The sequence below is a fragment of the Rhizobium sp. P1_C7 genome, assembly GCF_056406295.1.
Map to the genome: position 1 here is coordinate 174002 of NZ_JBFUAL010000006.1, position 18092 is coordinate 192093.

15 protein-coding genes and 2 riboswitches are annotated in these 18092 nt (G+C 59.8%); of the genes, 7 read left to right on the forward strand and 8 right to left on the reverse strand.

Features of this window, described 5'->3' with window-relative positions; translation table 11 throughout:
* The first annotated feature begins 66 nt into the window (after positions 1–66).
* Positions 67–930 carry an RNA polymerase factor sigma-32 gene (locus tag AC1D2R_RS11515; protein WP_037059020.1) on the forward strand — a complete coding sequence of 288 codons (864 nt, stop codon included), beginning with the start codon at positions 67–69 and terminating at the stop codon, positions 928–930.
* A 51-nt stretch (positions 931–981) separates the two neighbouring features.
* Here the strand turns inward: AC1D2R_RS11515 and AC1D2R_RS11520 are convergent, their stop codons facing one another.
* From AC1D2R_RS11520 to AC1D2R_RS11540, 5 genes are all read right to left on the reverse strand, one after another.
* On the reverse strand, positions 982–2526 hold the full coding sequence (locus AC1D2R_RS11520; RefSeq protein ID WP_477967411.1) for a M48 family metalloprotease: 1545 nt from the start codon (positions 2524–2526) through the stop codon (positions 982–984).
* 241 nt (positions 2527–2767) lie between these two features.
* Positions 2768–3484, reverse strand: coding sequence for a thiamine ABC transporter ATP-binding protein (locus tag AC1D2R_RS11525; RefSeq protein WP_477967412.1), 717 nt, complete (start codon positions 3482–3484; stop codon positions 2768–2770).
* Positions 3477–5111: a thiamine/thiamine pyrophosphate ABC transporter permease ThiP gene (gene thiP, locus AC1D2R_RS11530; protein ID WP_477967576.1), complete on the reverse strand. Its 1635-nt coding sequence runs from the start codon at positions 5109–5111 to the stop codon at positions 3477–3479. The genes AC1D2R_RS11525 and thiP overlap by 8 nt, the downstream gene beginning before the upstream one ends.
* Positions 5111–6094: a thiamine ABC transporter substrate binding subunit gene (gene thiB, locus AC1D2R_RS11535; RefSeq protein ID WP_477967577.1), complete on the reverse strand. Its 984-nt coding sequence runs from the start codon at positions 6092–6094 to the stop codon at positions 5111–5113. The genes thiP and thiB overlap by 1 nt, the downstream gene beginning before the upstream one ends.
* Before the next feature lie 84 nt (positions 6095–6178).
* Positions 6179–6295: riboswitch (TPP riboswitch) on the reverse strand.
* Between the two features lie 60 nt (positions 6296–6355).
* Complete coding sequence (locus AC1D2R_RS11540) at positions 6356–7891, reverse strand: MDR family MFS transporter (protein WP_477967413.1); 1536 nt, start codon at positions 7889–7891, stop codon at positions 6356–6358.
* Positions 7892–8012: 121 nt separating this feature from the next.
* Between AC1D2R_RS11540 and AC1D2R_RS11545 the strand changes: the two genes are divergently transcribed.
* From AC1D2R_RS11545 to AC1D2R_RS11560, 4 genes are all read left to right on the forward strand, one after another.
* The gene (locus AC1D2R_RS11545) at positions 8013–8543 is read left to right on the forward strand and encodes a MarR family winged helix-turn-helix transcriptional regulator (protein WP_477967414.1); all 531 of its coding nucleotides are present in this window, start codon (positions 8013–8015) and stop codon (positions 8541–8543) included.
* Positions 8544–8584: 41 nt separating this feature from the next.
* Positions 8585–9241: a thiamine diphosphokinase gene (locus AC1D2R_RS11550; RefSeq protein WP_477967415.1), complete on the forward strand. Its 657-nt coding sequence runs from the start codon at positions 8585–8587 to the stop codon at positions 9239–9241.
* A 3-nt stretch (positions 9242–9244) separates the two neighbouring features.
* Positions 9245–11068 carry an ABC-F family ATP-binding cassette domain-containing protein gene (locus tag AC1D2R_RS11555; RefSeq protein ID WP_477967416.1) on the forward strand — a complete coding sequence of 608 codons (1824 nt, stop codon included), beginning with the start codon at positions 9245–9247 and terminating at the stop codon, positions 11066–11068.
* Positions 11069–11207: 139 nt separating this feature from the next.
* Complete coding sequence (locus AC1D2R_RS11560) at positions 11208–11831, forward strand: DUF5666 domain-containing protein (protein ID WP_477967417.1); 624 nt, start codon at positions 11208–11210, stop codon at positions 11829–11831.
* A gap of 4 nt (positions 11832–11835) precedes the next feature.
* On the opposite strand, the gene AC1D2R_RS11565 is transcribed toward AC1D2R_RS11560, so the two are convergent.
* Entirely contained in the window at positions 11836–13662 is a 1827-nt protein-coding gene (locus AC1D2R_RS11565; RefSeq protein WP_477967418.1) for an ABC transporter ATP-binding protein/permease, read from the reverse strand.
* 151 nt (positions 13663–13813) lie between these two features.
* Positions 13814–13891: riboswitch (SAM riboswitch) on the forward strand.
* 35 nt (positions 13892–13926) lie between these two features.
* On the opposite strand from AC1D2R_RS11565, the gene metA reads away from it, so the two are divergent.
* Together metA and AC1D2R_RS11575 are read left to right on the forward strand one after the other, a co-directional pair.
* Positions 13927–14850, forward strand: a complete 924-nt coding sequence (metA, locus tag AC1D2R_RS11570) for a homoserine O-acetyltransferase MetA (protein ID WP_477967419.1) — start codon at positions 13927–13929, stop codon at positions 14848–14850.
* A gap of 135 nt (positions 14851–14985) precedes the next feature.
* A complete protein-coding gene (locus AC1D2R_RS11575) occupies positions 14986–16008 on the forward strand; it encodes an aldose epimerase family protein (protein WP_477967420.1) in 1023 nt (340 codons plus the stop codon).
* 105 nt (positions 16009–16113) lie between these two features.
* On the opposite strand, the gene AC1D2R_RS11580 is transcribed toward AC1D2R_RS11575, so the two are convergent.
* On the reverse strand, positions 16114–17337 hold the full coding sequence (locus tag AC1D2R_RS11580; RefSeq protein ID WP_477967421.1) for an RNA-guided endonuclease InsQ/TnpB family protein: 1224 nt from the start codon (positions 17335–17337) through the stop codon (positions 16114–16116).
* Positions 17334–17963 (reverse strand): IS607 family transposase, encoded by a 630-nt coding sequence (locus tag AC1D2R_RS11585; protein WP_477967422.1) that lies wholly within the window; start codon positions 17961–17963, stop codon positions 17334–17336. Before AC1D2R_RS11585 ends, AC1D2R_RS11580 begins: the two co-directional genes overlap by 4 nt.
* Between the last annotated feature and the right edge of the window lie 129 nt (positions 17964–18092).

Genomic DNA, 18092 nt, shown 5'->3' on the forward strand with positions numbered 1-18092 from the left:
AGCGATGCCCGGAAGCAAACATTGTTTGCCCTTTTGGGGCTTAAAGCCTGAATTCAGGAGACCGATATGAAGAACATGTCTGCAGACCGGCGCATGATCAAGATAGCCATGGCGGCTCCCTATCTTGCTCGCGAAGAGGAGCACGATCTGGCAGTTCGGTGGAAACACAACGAAGACCGCGGCGCCCGCAACCAGATTGCAATGGCGCATATGCGACTTGTGATTTCCATGGCCGCAAAGTTTCGCAATTTCGGGCTGCCGATGAGCGACCTGGTGCAGGAAGGCTATGTCGGCCTCTTGGAAGCGGCCGCCCGCTTCGAACCGGAGCGCGACGTCCGATTTTCAACGTATGCAAGCTGGTGGATCCGCGCTTCCATACAGGATTACATCCTTCGCAACTGGTCGATCGTCCGCGGGGGCACCAGCTCGGCACAGAAGGCGCTTTTCTTCAATCTTCGCCGGCTTCGCGCCAAGCTTGCCAAGGGCGATACGCAGCTGACGCTGCAGTCGATCCACCAGGAGATCGCAGCCGCTCTTGGCGTCAGCCTGTCCGACGTGCAAACAATGGATGCAAGGCTATCGAGCAACGACGCGTCCCTCCAGGCGCCATCCGTGTCCGGCGATGCAGACAGCGCGGAGAAGATGGATTTCCTCGTCAGCGACGAGCCTCTACCGGATGAGCAGGTAACAAACATGATCGACGGCGAACGTCGCCGTGTCTGGCTTGCCTCGGCGCTCAAGCACCTGAACGAACGCGAGATGAAGATCATCAGCGCTCGCCGCTTGGCTGAAGATGGCGCAACGCTTGAGGAGCTCGGAGCCGACCTCGGGATTTCCAAGGAACGAGTCCGGCAGATCGAGAGCCGCGCCATGGAGAAGCTTCGCAGCGCGCTCGTCAGCGCCGATCCCTACATGGCCGCATCGGCCTGAGACAGATTACTCCCCAGTGATGCGACTGGCCCGGCCCAAGCCGGGCCTTTTTCATTCAGCGATGATCTTGACGCGCTCGCCCGGCGAAACGGATGCGCCCGTCGGCAGCGCGTTGATGAGCTTGAAGAGATCGAGCTTTCGATCGGTGCCCATCATGCGGGCTGCGAGGGTGGTGATGTTCTCACCCGCACGCACAGTAACGACCCTGACCCGCAGCGGCTTCAGCGACGCAGCCTCTTCCGGCGTCATACGCCGGAAGCTCGCCCGCAGGACGTCGGCAGTTTGCTGCAGGCTCTGGCTGCCCTTCGGTACTGCCGTCAGGAAACGGAAGATTTGAGCATTGTTACGCACGACGGTCACGTCGAAGTCCCAACGGTCCGCACTCGCGCGCGCCGTGACCGCTTCCATGCCGTTGACGGTGATTTGCCGAATAGTTGACGGATCGAGGCCGGTGACCCAGCCGCTGGAAATATAATTCGTCAGCGATTGGTTCTGGTTGTCGGCAACACCGTCAAAGCGGATCGCGACATCGCCTGGTCCGGTCGCCATCACGGCTTCGACCTTGTTGTCGATCTTGAAATCGGGCGGCACGTCAAAACGGATTCCAAGACCACCATGCAGGAAGGTCTGGCCGCGAACATAGCCTTCCTCGGGGCTGTCGCCGTAGAGAAGTCCGTCAATGCCATCAAGGTAGTAATCGCGGCCCGTGTCGCCGACCTTACCCTGCTGTCCGAACGCCCGCGCGTGGTCGCGCGCAAGCTCGATGCGCTGCGCCGAGTTCGGGTGGCTTGACAGGAAGTCCAGGCTTTGGTCGGCATCGGGATCGACCGACATGAAGCGGCTGTATCCAGCCATGGAGTCGAGGAACCGGGCGGCGGCATAGGGATCGTAACCTGCCTCGCCGAGCATCCGCACACCGATCACATCCGCCTGCAGTTCCTGCTGTCTGGAGAAGGCCGCCAGACGCAGCTTGCCGCGCGCCAGTGCCTGCTTGCCGGCAATATCACTCGACAGCACTTCGGCAACGACGCGGCTGGCGATGACTTCCGCCTCTTCGCGCTTCTGCCGCTCGATCCCATGATTGGCAGTGACATGGCCCATTTCATGGGACAGCACAGCCGCCACTTCCGAGGCGTCGTTGGCGAGCGCGAGCAGACCCCTGGTCACGTAGAGATAGCCGCCCGGCAGGGCGAAGGCGTTGATCGCCGGAGAATTCAGGATGGTAATGCGATAGGATTGGCTGGGGTTTTCCGATACAGCCGTCAGCGCACCAGCAATGCGTGCAACCAACCGCTCCGTCTTAGCGTCCTTGTACTCGCCCCCGTAGCTCGCAACGATGCGTGGATGCTCGCGCGCACCCATTGCTGCACGTGGATCATTCTTCTGAACCTCGTCGACGATCTGTGGATTGGACGAAGGACCGACGCTCGGCTGATAGGATTGCTCGAGAGCTGACTGACAGCCATAAAGCGCAACGCTGGCAACAGAGACAAGCGACGCCCGACGGACCCAACGGAACGCTGCGAAGAACACATCACTGGAAGGCGCGGCCACTTTCCACGTCGTCATGCTGTCCAGTCTGGCTCTCCAAGTCATCGTACGTTCCAACCGGCTCGCTGTCTTTACGATCCGATCGTCTTTTTTAGGGTTCAACAGGCGTCCACCCCCGTTTTTGCAGTGCAAAATACCGGGCGCAAGTCTTTGCTGTAACTGATTTCCGCATCGGTTGCATAGCGAGACTCTGCTTAAATGTGGCGCCGTTGTATTTTAACAAGCGTAACGTGGTTAGGAGTTTCTTGGGTCGCTTCAAATTATGGCGAAAGTGCCGTTACTCTGCCTACATTTGTAAACTGCGCAGAAATTGACGCAAACCGGGATGCTCATCCTCCGCCAGGAACCCTGCAATCTGAGCGCTAACGGCGACCCGGCCGTGCTCGATGAAAACAGCATGGTCCGCAATCTGGCGAACCTCGTCCGGATCATGCGATACCATGACCACGGTGTTCCCGGTATCCCGATGCATTTCCAGAAGCAACGCTGCCATATCGTTGCGCAGGCTGGGGTCGAGCGCTGCAAAGGGTTCGTCGAGCAGCAGCACCGGCCGCCTGCGAACAAGCGCGCGAGCAAAGGCAACGCGCTGGCGCTCCCCGCCGGAAAGCGTCGCCGGCATCCGCATCTCGAAACCGCGGAGGCCGACCTTTTCCAATGCCGAAACGATCGACGACCGATCGGCCAGCGAAAGTTTCATGGCCGGATCGATACCGAGCCCGACATTGGTGAAAACATCGAGATGCGCAAACAGGTTGTTGTCCTGAAAGACAAGCGAAACCGGCCGGCCGGCCGGATGCACAGCGCTGACGTCATGTCCCGCGATTAGGATCCGCCCTTGCGTCGGGACCTCGAAGCCGGCGAGCAAATTGAGAAATGTCGACTTTCCTGCCCCGGAGGCGCCCGTCACCGCAATGACGGCCACCGCCGGCAATTCGCAATCGAAGAAAAACTCGTGCCCACCCAACCGTAGGCCGACATTTTGCATTTCGATTCCATCAGCCATGCGACGCAGCCTCCCTGGGGGACCGACCCATCGTGCCTGCAATCGTCAGAAGGAGACAGATGACCCCGAGGATCAGCGCCAGTCCGTCGGCATCGTTCGTTCGATAGCTGCCCATGCGGCTGTAGACCAGCCAGGGGAGCGTCACGAAACTGTCCGAGCCGAACAGTGCGACGGCGCCGAGATCACCCAGCGACAGCGCCATGGCGAACGACAGCGCAGTGAGAACCGGCTTGGACAGCGCCGGCCAATCGATCAGGCGGAAACGGGCAAGGCCGGAGATGCCAAGGCTGGCGCGCAACCGTTGCGTCCGCCGTTGATGAATGGAGTAGGCCGGCTCGAGCACCCGCATCACAAATGGCAGAGACATCAGTGCATTGATGATGACAATGAGGGCCGGCGCACAGGTGCCGGCATCGCCGATGCTCCTCAGCGCCATGAACCAGCCCGTCGCAAGGACAATCGGCGGAACGAGCAACACCAGCGAAGAGGCGCTTCCCATCGCCGCGAAGAACGCACGGTCGCCTCGGCCCTTTTTCCTCTCCAGAGAGATCGTATGGCGTGCACGCACGAGGGCGCCCGAAAGGGCGAGCGACACAAGGGCAGCAGAAAGCGAAATTGCAACACTGGTGAGAGCCGCTTGCCAGAAGATCGGCTCCGCGATCAGTTTCATCGGATTGGCGCGAAGACCTGCGACCACGATGGACATCAGAGGCAAGCCTAGGAAAAACACGGTGAGCACCAACACGCCGCTATCGACGAGGCGGGCGCCAAGCAGCGCTCCATCAGGTCTTCGTACGGCTTTGCCCGATGTCAGCCCGTCATCGCCCGCCGCCGGAAAAAGAGCAAGCACGCCGAGAACGATGGCGGTGAGCGCGATCTGCAGCAACGAAAGCGCGACGGCACGACCAGGATCGAAATCGAAACGCAGCGACTGGTAAATCGCGACCTCGATGGTCGTCGCGGCAGGTCCCCCGCCAAGGGTCAGCACCAGTGTGAAGCTCGTGGCGCAGAGCATGAAAATCAGGCCCGAAACGCCCGGGATGATGGAACGCAGTACGGGCCATTCGATGAAGCGGAAAACGGAGCCATGCCGCATGCCGAGACCGCTCGCCACGAGCCAGTATTCGCCCGGTACCCGCTCGAGAGCTGCCAGCATCAGCCGGCAAGCCAGGGGCAGATTGAAGAAGACATGCGCGAGCAGGATGCCGGTAAGTCCGTAGACGTTGATCGGCTCGGCAATGCCGGCGCTTGTCAGAACTGAATTCAGGATGCCCTGCCTACCCCATATGCCGATCAGGCCCAATGCGCCGATCAGCACCGGCAGCCCCATCGGCACGGCCATAAGGCGGATGATCCAGGTGCGGCCGGGAAAACGCGGCTGGCGCGCCAGCGCCTGCGCAATCGGAATGGCAAGGACGATGGACAGAACGGTCGATAGCAGTGCCTGCAGCAACGTAAAGCGCACGACTCTCAGTATGTAGGGGTCGAAAAGCGCCGCGGACATCGAAACCGCACCACTCGACACGAGCAGCGCAACCGTCGCCAGGCAGACGAAAAAGACGATAGCGGCGAGGCTGACCGCCCCGCCGGTTATTGCGGATCGCTTTTCGGCTGCGGTCAGCAGCATCAGTTCATGCTCATCGCAGCCAGCCACTCGCCGATCCAGGCCTTGCGGTTCTTGGCGACCTCGTCCGAGCTCATGAGAAAGGTCCTCGACGGATTGACGAGCCTACCGAAGGCGTCGGGCAGCGGCTGGGATGTTGCCGAGACGGGCATCATCCAATTGTTGGTCGGGATGGTATCCTGGAAGTCCGGCGTTACCATGAACTTCAGGAAGTCGCGCGCAAGTTCCTTGTCAGGTGCATTCTTCAGCAGGCCTGCGACTTCGATCTGGATGTAGTGTCCCTCGGAGAACGCGGCTGCCTGATAGCGATCGGTACTCTCCGCAACCATATGATAGGCCGGCGATGTCGTATAGGAGAACACCATCGGCGCTTCGCCCTTGGTGAACAGCCCATAGGCTTCCGACCAGCCGGGTGTCACCGTCAGGACTCGGCCCTTGAGCTTGGCCCAGGCTTCCGGCGCCTTGTCGCCATAGACGGATTTCACCCACAGCAGCAGGCCAAGACCCGGCGTCGAGGTGCGCGGGTCTTCAATGACGATCTTTTGCGTCGAATCGCCTTCGACCAGATCCTTCATGCTCTGCGGCGGGTTCTTGATCGTCTGCGTGTCGTAGATCACTGCGAAATGGCCATAGTCGTAAGGAACGAAGACATCGTCCCTGTAGTCACCCGGAACCTTCAAGGCGGCGGTATCGACGCCACTGGCATCGAACAGGCCAGTCGCCTTGGCTTCGGTGATGAGATTGGTGTCGAGGCCGAGTACGACGTCGGCCTTGGTGCCGGCCCCCTCGAGTTTGAGGCGCGAAAGCAGGGCCACGCCGTCAGCCACACTGACGAAATTGACGGTGCAGTTGCAGGTCTTCTCAAACGCTGCCTTCACCTTGGGGCCGGGCCCCCATTCCGACGTGAAGCTCTCGTAGGTATACACGGTCAGCGTCTTGTCGGCAGCTTTTGCCGGCGTCATCGGCAGTGCGACAAGCGTTATCATGGCGGCGGCGATGAACGAGTGGTTTTTGAATATGGGCATGGCACCTCTCCTCTAGGTTTTCTTGAAGGGGAAAAGGGCGGTGCCTGATGTCACGCGTCTAATCCCTCCGCCGGTGTTAACCGGATCAGGTTCCGCGGGTTAGCTTCTGCAAAGCCTCTCAGCCCCATGTCCGATGGACACAAGGCACCCCGTTAGAGCGGGAAAAGGTGTATCGTCGCGATCGGCGTCTGGCAAGAGGCGGCGTCCCCCGCCTCCTGCTGTTTATTCAGCCGCTTCGGCGGCCGCTGCAAGCTTCTTGATTTCCCCTGTTCGCGGCAACTGCACCGACTTCAACATCAGAGCTGCCAGAAGACCGAGGAGCGCGATCGCGCAGGAGGTCATGAACAGTGGCGTGAATGCGCTGGAATAGGCATCCGCCACGGCATGCCGGGTGGCATCCGGCAAAGCCGCCATCATCTTAGGCGTCAGCTGTTCGATGTCGGTCACACCGGGAATGGAGAGGCCCGTTCTGCCAAGCTGCGAACCAACGATCGCGCCATACATGGAAATCGCAATCGATGCCCCGCCCATGCGCGACAGTGTGACCGATCCGGTCGCTGCACCGACGTCGCGGGCGGGTGCGGCATTCTGCACGCCGATGATCGGGACCTGCTGCGCCAGGCCGACACCGATGCCGTGAAACGCCATCACGGCCCCAATCAGAAAGATCGGCGTTCCCGCGTGAACCAGAGAAAGCAGCACAAACGCGGCCGCGCTACAGGTCAGGCTTGCGACTGCTAAGGGCTTGTATCGTCCGGTGGCCGAGATGATGCGCCCGGCCGACAGGGAGCCGCACACGATGCCGCCGGTCAGAAGAACGAAGAGGCCGCCGGCTGCCGACGGTGAAAGGCCGGTCGTCGTCTGCAGGAAAAGCGCGAAATAGTTCACCATGCCGATGCCGATCGCGCCGCTCATGATCGACATGACGAGCAACAGGCCGAATGTGGAGTTGCGGAACAGCGACAGCGGAATGATCGGTTCGGCCGCGCGGCGCTCGACGAGGACCCATGCGACGGCACAGACGACACCGAAGGCAACGATCCACAGGTTTTGCGGGGAGATGAGCGAGCCGAAGAGCTGGCTGCCATCGGCCGCAAGCACCACGCATGTCGTGGTCAGGGCAAGCAGGAGCGCGCCCGCATAATCGATCTTCGGACGCCGGTTCGGCTTGCGGTAGGGAAGCATGAAGGCAAGTCCGGCCAGCACGACAAAGCCGATCGGCACATTGACTAGGAAGATCGAGCGCCAGCCGAAAAGGTCGCTCATCGTACCGCCGAGAACGGGGCCAATGGCGCCTGAGGCCATCAGCACGAGGCTCGAATAGCTCTGGTAGCGCGCACGTTCGCGCGGCTCGAACAGGTCGGCGTTGACCGCGAAAATGGACACCATGATGCCGCCGCCGCCAAGTCCTTGCAGGACGCGAGCGGCAATCAGAGTATTCATGGAGACGGCCAGACCACAGACGGCAGACCCGACAGTAAAGATCATGATCGCCGCCATCATCACATACTTGCGGCCGAAGAGGTCCCCGAGCTTGCCATAGAGCGGCATCACCGCGCTCACCGCCAGAAGATAGGCCGAACCGATCCAGCTGAATCGCTCAAGATGACCGAACTCGCCGACAATTGTCGGCAGAGCCGTCGCGACGATCTGGTTGTCAAGCGTTGCCATGAACATAGCGGTCATCAAAAAAAGAAAGAGAACGAGCCGGCGGCGGTGATCTGTCACGAGCGGCGCCGGGGCAGTTTGCATATCCATGGGGCTTCTTATCCGAGTTGGGTCACGCCGGATTTATGTGCTATTGGCATATAATTGTCAATGTCACATTCATGACATTTGCATGTTCTCATTGCCGACGCCTTCTGCTATGATTTTCTTCATGAACGAGACCGCGACCGAATCTGCCGATATCGACCCCGCCGAGACAAGCGAAGGCGTAACGTACATCGGCCAAAGCATGACCCGCATGCGGCTCATGACGGGCCGGCGGCTGATCGGCCGGCTTGCCATACAGAGCATCGCGCCCGGCCTCGAACTTTCGCATCTCGACGTCTTGGACGCAGTCCGGCGCGCGCAGGACGCCGGCGAGGTCACGATCGGCACCATTGCCGAGATGATGCGCATCGACCCATCGCGCGCGAGCCGTGTCGTCGCCGACATGGTCAGCCGCAATGTGCTTCGTCGAAAGGCGTCCCAGGCCGATGCTCGCCGGATCGTCGTGGTCATGACGCCGCTAGGACAGAGACTGCTGTCGGAACTGAAGGCCCAGAAGCTTGCTATCGTCTCCGAAATCGTCGAGGACTGGCCAAAAGAGGATATCGACACCTTTGCGAAGCTTTTCGACAGATACATATCCGGCTTCGAGGCTGTGTTTCAGGCTCGCATGAAGGATGTGGCCGACGAAGGCTGATCTGCGCCCTTTCCCTTCCCCCCTGCTTTGCGCTATGGGCAATGCCCATGAGCCAATCCACCTTCACCATTCTTCTCGGCGGCGAGTTGCGACTGACCGATCGGCTGCGCCAGGCGGTCGCGGGCACGCGCTTCATTGCTGCCGATGGGGGAATGCGCCATGCCGCCGCTCTGGGCGCCATGCCCGAGCTCTGGGTCGGCGACTTCGATTCCACGCCTGCGGATCTTGAGAGCGCCTTTGCACATGTGCCGAAGCAACCCTACCCGGCGGCAAAGGCCTCGACCGATGGTGAGATCGCCGTATCCGAGGCCATAAAGCGCGGTGCAACTCGGCTGATTCTTGCCGGCGCACTTGCCGGCGAGCGCTCCGATCATGCGCTCCAGCATCTGATCTATGCGGTCAGCCTCGCCGAACAGGGCCTGGACGTGCTGCTGACCTCGGGCAGCGAAGAGGCCGTGCCGCTCGTCGCAGGCACGATCAGCCTTGATCTCCCGCAGGGAAGTCTCTTCTCGGTTCCCGGCTTCAGCGAGCTGCGTGGGCTGTTCATCGAGAATGCGCGCTATCCGCTGGCCGATTTCAATTTGCCGTTCGGTTCGTCACGCACCATTTCCAATGTCGCAGAGGGCGCAGTACGCTTCTCTCTTCAAAGCGGCCGCGCCATCGTGCTCGCCCGCCCCTATGATCTTTCCGGAGTCTGATTTTTGGCGCCCCCCATTCTTAAACTCGATGATATTTTCCTGAGCTTCGGAGGCGCACCGCTTCTGGCGGGTGCTGCGCTGCAAGTGGAGCCCGGAGACAAGATCTGCCTTGTTGGCCGCAATGGCTCCGGAAAGTCGACGCTGCTCAAGATCGCGGCCGGCATGGTCGAAGCACAGTCCGGCGAGGTCTTTCGCCATCCCTCATCGACTGTCCGCTATCTCGAACAGGCTCCCGATTTCGAAACCCACAAGACGGTGCAAGCGTACGCCGAGGCGGGGCTGGGGCCGGGCGACGATCCCTATCGCGTCACCTATCTGCTCTCGCATCTCGGCCTGACGGGTGAAGAAGATCCCCAAAACCTCTCCGGCGGGGAGGCCCGCCGCGCGGCACTCGCGCGCGTCCTTGCGCCAGAGCCCGATATTCTCCTTCTCGACGAGCCTACCAACCACCTCGACCTGCCGACGATCGAATGGCTGGAAGGCGAGCTGCAGAAAACCCGAAGTGCGCTCGTCCTCATCTCGCATGACCGTCGCTTCCTCGAAAAAGTCTCGACCGCGACCGTGTGGCTCGATCGCGGCACCTCGCGCCGGCTCGACAGGGGCTTTGCCCATTTCGAAGCGTGGCGCGACCAGGTGCTGGAAGCCGAGGAGCTGGAGCAGCACAAGCTCGGCAAGGCGATCGAACGCGAGGAGCACTGGCTCCGCTACGGCGTCACGGCACGGCGCAAGCGCAATATGCGCCGCCTTGGCGAACTGCAGACGATGCGGTCGAACCATCGTGGACACAAGGGTCCGCAGGGCACGGTGCAGGCAACCGTTTCCGATGCGCAGGAATCCGGCAAGCTCGTCATCGAAGCGGACAAGATCACCAAGACATTCGGCGACCGGCCGATCGTCACGCCGTTCTCGATCCGCGTCCATCGCGGCGATTGCATCGGCCTCGTTGGACCGAATGGCGTGGGAAAGACGACGTTGCTGAAAATGCTGACCGGGCAGCTCTCGCCCGATAGCGGCACAGTCAAACTCGGCACCAACCTGGAAATCGCGACGCTTGATCAGAAGCGCGATGAGCTCAACCCCGACGAAACACTCGCCCACTACCTGACGGACGGCCGCGGCGACAACCTGCTCGTCAACGGCGAGCAGCGCCATGTCACGGGCTACATGAAGGAATTCCTGTTTCAGCCCGAGCAGGCGCGCACGCCGATCAAGAACCTGTCGGGCGGAGAGCGTGCACGCCTGATGCTGGCGCGTATCATGTCGCGCCCGGCAAACCTGTTGATCCTCGACGAGCCGACGAACGATCTCGACATCGAGACCCTGGATCTGCTGCAGGAGATTGTCGCCGGCTTTCCCGGCACCGTCATTCTCGTCAGCCACGACCGCGATTTCCTCGATCGTACGGTGACATCGACAATCGCACCCGCCGCACCCGATGCGCCGGACGGACGTTGGATCGAATACGCCGGCGGTTATTCCGATATGCTGGTACAGCGCAAGGGCGCTGCCGACGAACGCAAAAGATCGGAGAAGGCGGAGAGGTCGAAGACGCCGGACGCCACACCCGTTGCTGAGGCGCCAAAAGGAAAAGGCAAGCTCTCCTTCAAGCAGAAGTTCGCGCTCGAGAACCTCCCGAAGGAGATCGCGAAGGCCGAAGCCGAAATCGCCAGGCGCGAAGAAAAGATGGCCGACCCCTCTCTCTTCAGCAAGGATCCCGCGACATTCAGCCGTCTCGCCGCCGAAATGGAGAAATTCCGCGGCAGCCTGACGAAGATGGAAGAGGAATGGCTGGAGCTCGAAATGCTGCGGGAGGAGTTGGAGGGCTAGATCAGCCCTTCCTCCGAGCGCGCCGCACGATACGCAGGCGACTCCTCACTTTTCCTTGATTCGCCAGTGTTCCAGCGCCGGGACTAATCTGACCGCGCGGTTGCAGCGCACCGACCAGACGACCGCATGGAGAAAGACCATGTCCCGCAATCTCAGCATCTCAGTGGCGACCGTCCTTGCCACCAGCGCCCTCACGATCGCATCGCAAACTGTATTCGGCGCAGACGCGCAGCGCGTGCGCGTGCGCGGCGCGATCGAAAGCCTCAGTGGCGACACGCTTGTCGTCAAGACAAGGGAGGGCACCGACCAGACGGTGTCGCTGAAACCTGAGTGGAAAGTCGGGGGCATCAAGAAGGCGTCGGTCGAAGATATCAAGCCGGGAGATTTCGTCGGCGTTGCGTCGCTGCCGAAGGCCGACGGCGGCGACGGAGCCCTCGAAGTGCTGATCTTTCCTTCGGCGATGAAAGGCACCGGCGAAGGCAGCCGCCCTTGGGACTTGAAGCCAAACAGCACCATGACCAATGCGACCGTTGCCAGGGCGGTCAAGGCGATCGACGGCCACACCATTACGCTGACTTACCAGGGCAAGGAAAAGACCATATCAATCGCTGACGATACGCCGATCGTCACCTTCACGCCCGCCGGCAAAACGGATCTGACGCCGGGTGCACAGGTGATCGTTATGGGCGAAAAAGCGACCGACGGCACGATCTCTGCCGCGCAGCTGACCGTCGGCACCAACGGCGTTGTCCCGCCCATGTGAACGGTCACAGCGCTGGCGCCCGTACGTTCGGAACTTTTGCCATGGCCTTCGCTTCAGGCTTCGCGTCCAGCGCCTCGAGATGCAGCACGCGCGGCTGAAACGCTTCCACATAAGCCTCGGATCGACCGATATAGATCATTGTGCTCTCTGGCATCGAGGTAAGCACTTTCATCATCGTGGCTTGCCATTCCGGCTCCATCCCTTCCAACACTTCGTCGAACACCATCCAGCGCGGGCGAACGAGAAGCAGCCGGGCAAAGCCGATGGCGCGCTGCTCGTCGGAATCGAGCAGTTTGTCCCAGCGCGCGCGCGTGTCGAGCCGGGCAATCAGGTTGTGCAGGCCAGCCTTCTCGAGGACCGCCTCGACATCTTCGTTCTTGTAGGTCTGCGCGGGCTCGGGGAATGCTAGGGCTTCGCGAAGCGTTCCACCCGGAATATAGGCCGACTGCGGAACGAAAAGCATGTCGTCTGCGGGCGGAAGGCCGATCTTGCCACCACCGCATGGCCAGAGCTCGGACAGCGCAAGGAAGAGGAGCTTGCGATTGAGGTTGTGGTCACCGTTGATCATGACTTTCTCACCGGCCTTGATCGTCACGCTGTTCTCACGCAACCGGAAGCCGCCGCACTGATCGATCTGTTCATCGATCTTGGCCGCGATCCTCACATTGTCGAGCGTCAGCGTGCCGGGAGCGCTCCTCTCGTAGGCGATCATCTCCTTGAGATCGACATCGTCGCCCATGGTGGTCAGCGCCTGCCGGAAATCGGTGACCCGCATCAGAGTGGCCCGCCATTCGGCGATCGGGCCAAAGTTCGAGACATACCAGCGAAGAGCCGTATTCACCTGATTGAACGCGCCGACGGACATCATCAATTGGCCGAAGGTCAGGCCCCCGGAGAAATAAGCAGGCGCAGCAACGATGATCGGGATGACAACGACGAGCCAGCCGTAGCCGGCCGAAACCCAGGTAAGATTGACGTTTGCCATCGCCACACGTTTGATAACGGTGAGGACTGCACTGATATCGGTATTGATGCGACCCCGCTCGTTTTCCTCGCCGCGCGCGGCGGTGATGGCGGGTATGTTTTCGTTGGCGTGCATCAGGGCAAAGCGGAGCTCTGCTTCCTTGGAGAAGCGGTCGGCATTCAGCTTCACAAGTTTGCGGCCGACGAGCTGGCTGAGCACGGAGGCAGAGGCAGCGTAAAAGATCGCGGCCCAGACCATATAGCCCGGAATGGAAAAACTATGGGTGCCGAAATGAAAGACGAAGCCGCTGGAAAGTTCCCACAGCACGCCGATGAAGCTCACCAGAAGGATGGTCGATTGCACAAGGCCGATGACAAGCCCACTCGTACTTTCGGCAAGATTGCGTGCGTCCTCGTGCAGGCGCTGGTCTGGGTTGACACCGATCAGACCGCTTGACGCCAGGCGAAGCGCGCGCTTGCGCTGCAGCCACTGGTCGACCAGGTCTCGTGACAGGCCCTCGCGCATATAAAGCGCCGTCATCTGGTTGAGCCAGGCCTGTATGACGTTGAGCAGCAACAGCATGCCGGCAATCACCGCAAAGATTTTGAGCTGGTGAAAGAAACCCGGCAGGTCACGCCGCGAGATACTATCGTAGAACGGCGCATTCCACTGATTGAGGATGACCGTGGCATATGCGGTGGCCAGGATGATGGCAATCAGCGCAGTCGAAAGAACAAGGACTCGTCCCCGCACCCTGGAATTCCAAAACGCTGAGAACATGACCTTCAGCCGGTAGACCAGGCTGAGGTCGTAGCCTACCCTGTCCTGTCCTTGAATGCTCGGCCTGCCTTTGACGTCATCTGCCATTATGCTTCCCTAAGCGGTCTATCCTACCTGAATAACATGGTGTTTCAGCCTGTCCAGCAACAGATTCTAGCACGCTTTAATGCGTGAGTTACCGCGAGCCCCCGAGCGCGTCTTTTTCAGTGATTGATTCGCAGCCCGACTGGCGCTATTTAAGGCATTCCGTGGTGATTTGGCCGGCCGGCTTGCAGCCACGTTAAAGAAGTTGCTAAAGGGCCGCGTGCGGACCGATAGCGATATTTTCGTTGTTTTCATCGAGTGACCGCAATGCCTATCAAGATTCCCGATACCCTGCCCGCCTTTGAAACCCTGGTTCAAGAAGGTGTGCGCGTGATGACCGAGACGGAAGCGATCCGTCAGGACATCCGTCCCTTGCAGATCGGGCTTCTCAATCTCATGCCGAACAAGATCAAGACCGAGCTGCAGATGGCACGCCTTGTGGGCGCCTCGCCGCTGCAGGTCGAGCTGTCGCTCGTGCGGGTCGGAAACCACAAGGCCAAGAACACCGCTGAAGAACATCTTCTCTCCTTCTACCAGACATGGGAGGAGGTAAAGCACCGGAAGTTCGACGGCTTCATCATAACCGGCGCACCGATAGAGACGCTGCCTTACGAAGACGTCACCTATTGGAGCGAAATGCAGCAGATCTTCGACTGGACGAGAACCAACGTCCATTCGACAATGAACGTGTGCTGGGGCGCGATGGCTGCCATCTATCACTTCCACGGCGTTCCGAAGCACGGGCTGAAAGAGAAGGCATTCGGCGTTTACCGCCACAAGAACCTTGCACCGTCATCAGTCTACCTCAACGGATTCTCCGACAATTTCGAAGTACCTGTCTCACGCTGGACCGAGGTGCGCCGTGCCGACATCGAAAAATCGCAGGATCTTGAAATCTTTATGGAATCGAGCGAGATGGGCGTTTGCCTCGTCCACGAAGAGAAGGGCAAGAGACTCTATATTTTCAACCACGTCGAATATGACTCCACCTCGCTTGCCGACGAGTATTTCCGCGATGTGAACGCCGGCGTGCCGATCAAGATGCCACAGAACTACTTCCCGCATAATGATCCGTCGCTCGCTCCGCAGAACCGCTGGAGAAGCCATGCACACCTATTGTTCGGCAACTGGATCAACGAGATCTATCAGACAACGTCTTACGACCTGAACGAGATTGGCGAGGACGGCTGAGCATCCATCGCCGTGATAAGAAAGCGCTGCGGCCTCTCGCCTGCAATGCCTGTTTTTTGTCTCGTGCCGGTTGCGGTTTGGGGCAAATGGAGGCAGGTTCCGTGCCTCAATAGAAGATATATTTAGGCGGTGGTGATGGCGGACACATTGAAGCGGGAAGTTTTCGGGCAGACCAAGACGGGCGAACCCGTCCATCGCGTCGAAATCAAGGGTGGTGGGCTGACGGCCAAGGTCATGACATGGGGCGCGGTGATCCAGGATTTGCGGCTTGAGGGCCACGACGCGCCGCTTACCCTCGGCTTCGACAGCTTCGACAGCTACCCCGTTCACTCCTCCTATTTCGGCGCGACTCCGGGTCGCTGCGCCAATCGCATTGGCAGCGGCAGGTTCACGCTTGACGGCAAGGACTATCAGCTGGATCTGAACGAGAACGGCATCACCCACCTTCACGGTGGCAGCGACAATATCGCCAAGCGCAACTGGACGATCGTCGAACACGACGTCGATCGCGTTGTTCTGAAGATCGTTGACGCTGACGGCCGCGGCGGATATCCCGGCAACTGCGCCATCCTTGCCACATACTGGGTGCACGGCGACGGGGAGTTGTCGGTCACCTACGAAACGTCGACTGACCAGCCGACGCTCGCGAACGTCTGCCAGCACGCCTATTTCAATCTGGATGGTCGCGAAGACACGCTCGGCCACGACATCATGATCGCCGCCGACGGCTATCTGGTGACGGACGAGAGGCAGATCCCGACCGGAGAAGTACGCCCGGTCGACGGCACTGTCTTCGACTTCCGCGAGATGTCCTCGATGAGGCGGTTCGACGGTGACCAGCAGGCGCTTTACGATCACAATTTCTGCCTTTCAAGCGAACGCACCGCCAAGCGTTCCGTGGCGCTTGCCCGCAGCCTGCACTCCGGCGTTTCGATGGAAGTCCGCACGACGGAGCCGGGCGTGCAATTCTACGCCGCCTTCAAGCTCAGCGTGCCGGTACCCGGGATTGGCGGCCGCAAATACGGACCTTTCGCCGGCTTCTGCCTGGAAACGCAGATCTGGCCGGACGCGGTCAACCATGAAGGTTTCCCGAGCGCGGTCGTTCGTCCGGGAGAAGTGCTGCGACAGGAAACGGATTACATTTTCTCGAAGAGTTGACCACACCCTTCGCCACAGAAGGATGAGTAGTGCGCACGCATCGCCAGCCCCATGCTCCAGTAAGGATCGTCACCCTACCGTTCCATCAAACTTACACAAACCTGATCATGTATAAACATTTTCAGGTTTGACGTTGATTTCCTGCTTCACTGGGGACGGTTTCACCGACGTCTTGCGACGGCGGCCAGCGCCTTCCCCTCCACAGGCAGCCACCGCGGAACTCGCGGCGATATGCCTTACAGCATAATTCTCCAGATTGATCGCGGCGTTGACGTCGCGGTCGTGTTCGGTGCCACAGCCCTCGCAGACCCACTTCCGGTCGTTGAGGGCCAGCGTCTCGTTCTTCCCGCCGCAGCAATGGCAGAGCTTGCTGCTGGCAAACCACTGGTCTGCCGCAACGACAATCCCGCCACGCATGTCGGCCTTGTAGGTCATCTGCCGTCTGGTCTCGAAGAGACCCATGTCGGCGGTCGAGCGCGCCCTGCGGCGGTTTTTCAACATGCCTTTGACGTTCAGCGTCTCAACGCCGATCGTGTGAAAGCGCCTGGTGATGTCAGTCGTCAGTTTATGCACAGCGTCACTGCGGATGTTGGCGATCCGCAGGTGAAGCTCTGCCAGTTTCGTCTTTGCCTTGGTCCGGTTCTTCGAACCCTTTACCTTGCGGCTGAGACCGCGCGACAGCCGCTGAACACGGTTCAGCAGCTTCTTGTGGGGCTTCGGTCCTACGACCTTTTCCCCGTGCGAGAGCGTTGCGTGGGTCGTCAGCCCGACATCCACCCCTGTTGCGCCTTGGTTTTCGGCTTTTGGCAGGTGCGATAAATTGTCGAGGATGACGTTGAAGGAAACGAACCAACGGTCAGCCTTGCGGCTGACCGTTGCGGACTGGATTTTTCCTTCAAAGCGCAACGGCTCTCGCATCCGCACCCAACCGAGATTGGGGATGCGGATGCGAGAGCCGTTCAGGATGAACTGGTCGTTGGTCAGAGTGAAACGGTCGTCGATGCCCTTCCTGCGGAACGTCGGGTATTTGGCCCGTTTCGCCCAGAAGTTCTTGAACGCCTCGCCGAGCTGGACAATCGCCATTTGCGGGGCGTTCTTGGTGACCTCGGCCATCCACGGATAGTCGGTCCGTTTGATTAGGTTGAGCTGCCGCCGGAGGGAATACTGCGGTGGCCGCTCGAGGCTGTTGTCGAGCTTCCAGGCATCGTATTGCTTCTGCCATTCGGCGAGCGCCCAGTTATACGCGAAGCGCGCCGTGCCGGCCGCCTTCGCGAAATGGGTCCGCTGGCTGTTGTTGGGATCGAGGGCGATCTTATGGGCGAGGATCATGTTGCGTCCTCAACAGCCTTGCGGACACCATCGATAAGCTTCTGGTTCTTTCGGCTACGGCTACCGTAAAGCCTAGCGGAAAAGACCGTGATAATTTCCAGCACGTCCTTCGCCAGGTCTTCCTCGAACGAGGTGTCTTCTCCTTGGTTGATGATCACCACCTCGACGTTTTTCGCCTGGCAGATGGCGAACACGAGTTCGGCCCCGAACCGCAGAAGACGGTCCTTGTGCGTAATCACAAGGCGTCCGATTTTGCCGTCGACGAGGTCGGAAAGTAGCTGTTTCAGACCTTTTTTCTGGTAGTTCATTCCGGAGCCGAGGTCGGAGATTAGATCGAATGTCCATCCCTGCTGGGCGCAGTAAATTTCAAGGACCTGCTTTTGCCTTTCGAGATCGGCCTTTTGATCGGAGCTTGATACTCGGGCGTAGGCGATTGTCTTGCGGGTATCGAGTTGACCCGTTTTCCGAGTGTTTATTACTCCGGTGATTGCCGCAACGTCATATCGACGATGGCCAGCTGGCGTTCTTTCGGGAACGAGATGTCCAGAAGCCTCCCAACGCCGCAACGTCACGGGAGCAACTCCTAGAATGCTTGCCGCTTCCCCAATTCCAACATACTTACTCATTTGGTCATAATGGTATAGAATTGAATAGATATCAAGCGATCTGTTTCAGCCCCCGCAGGAAGCTGCGGGGTTTTTGTTTAAATCATTTCTTGCTTGCAATTGGTTCCAAATAGGTTCTACTTATTTCCT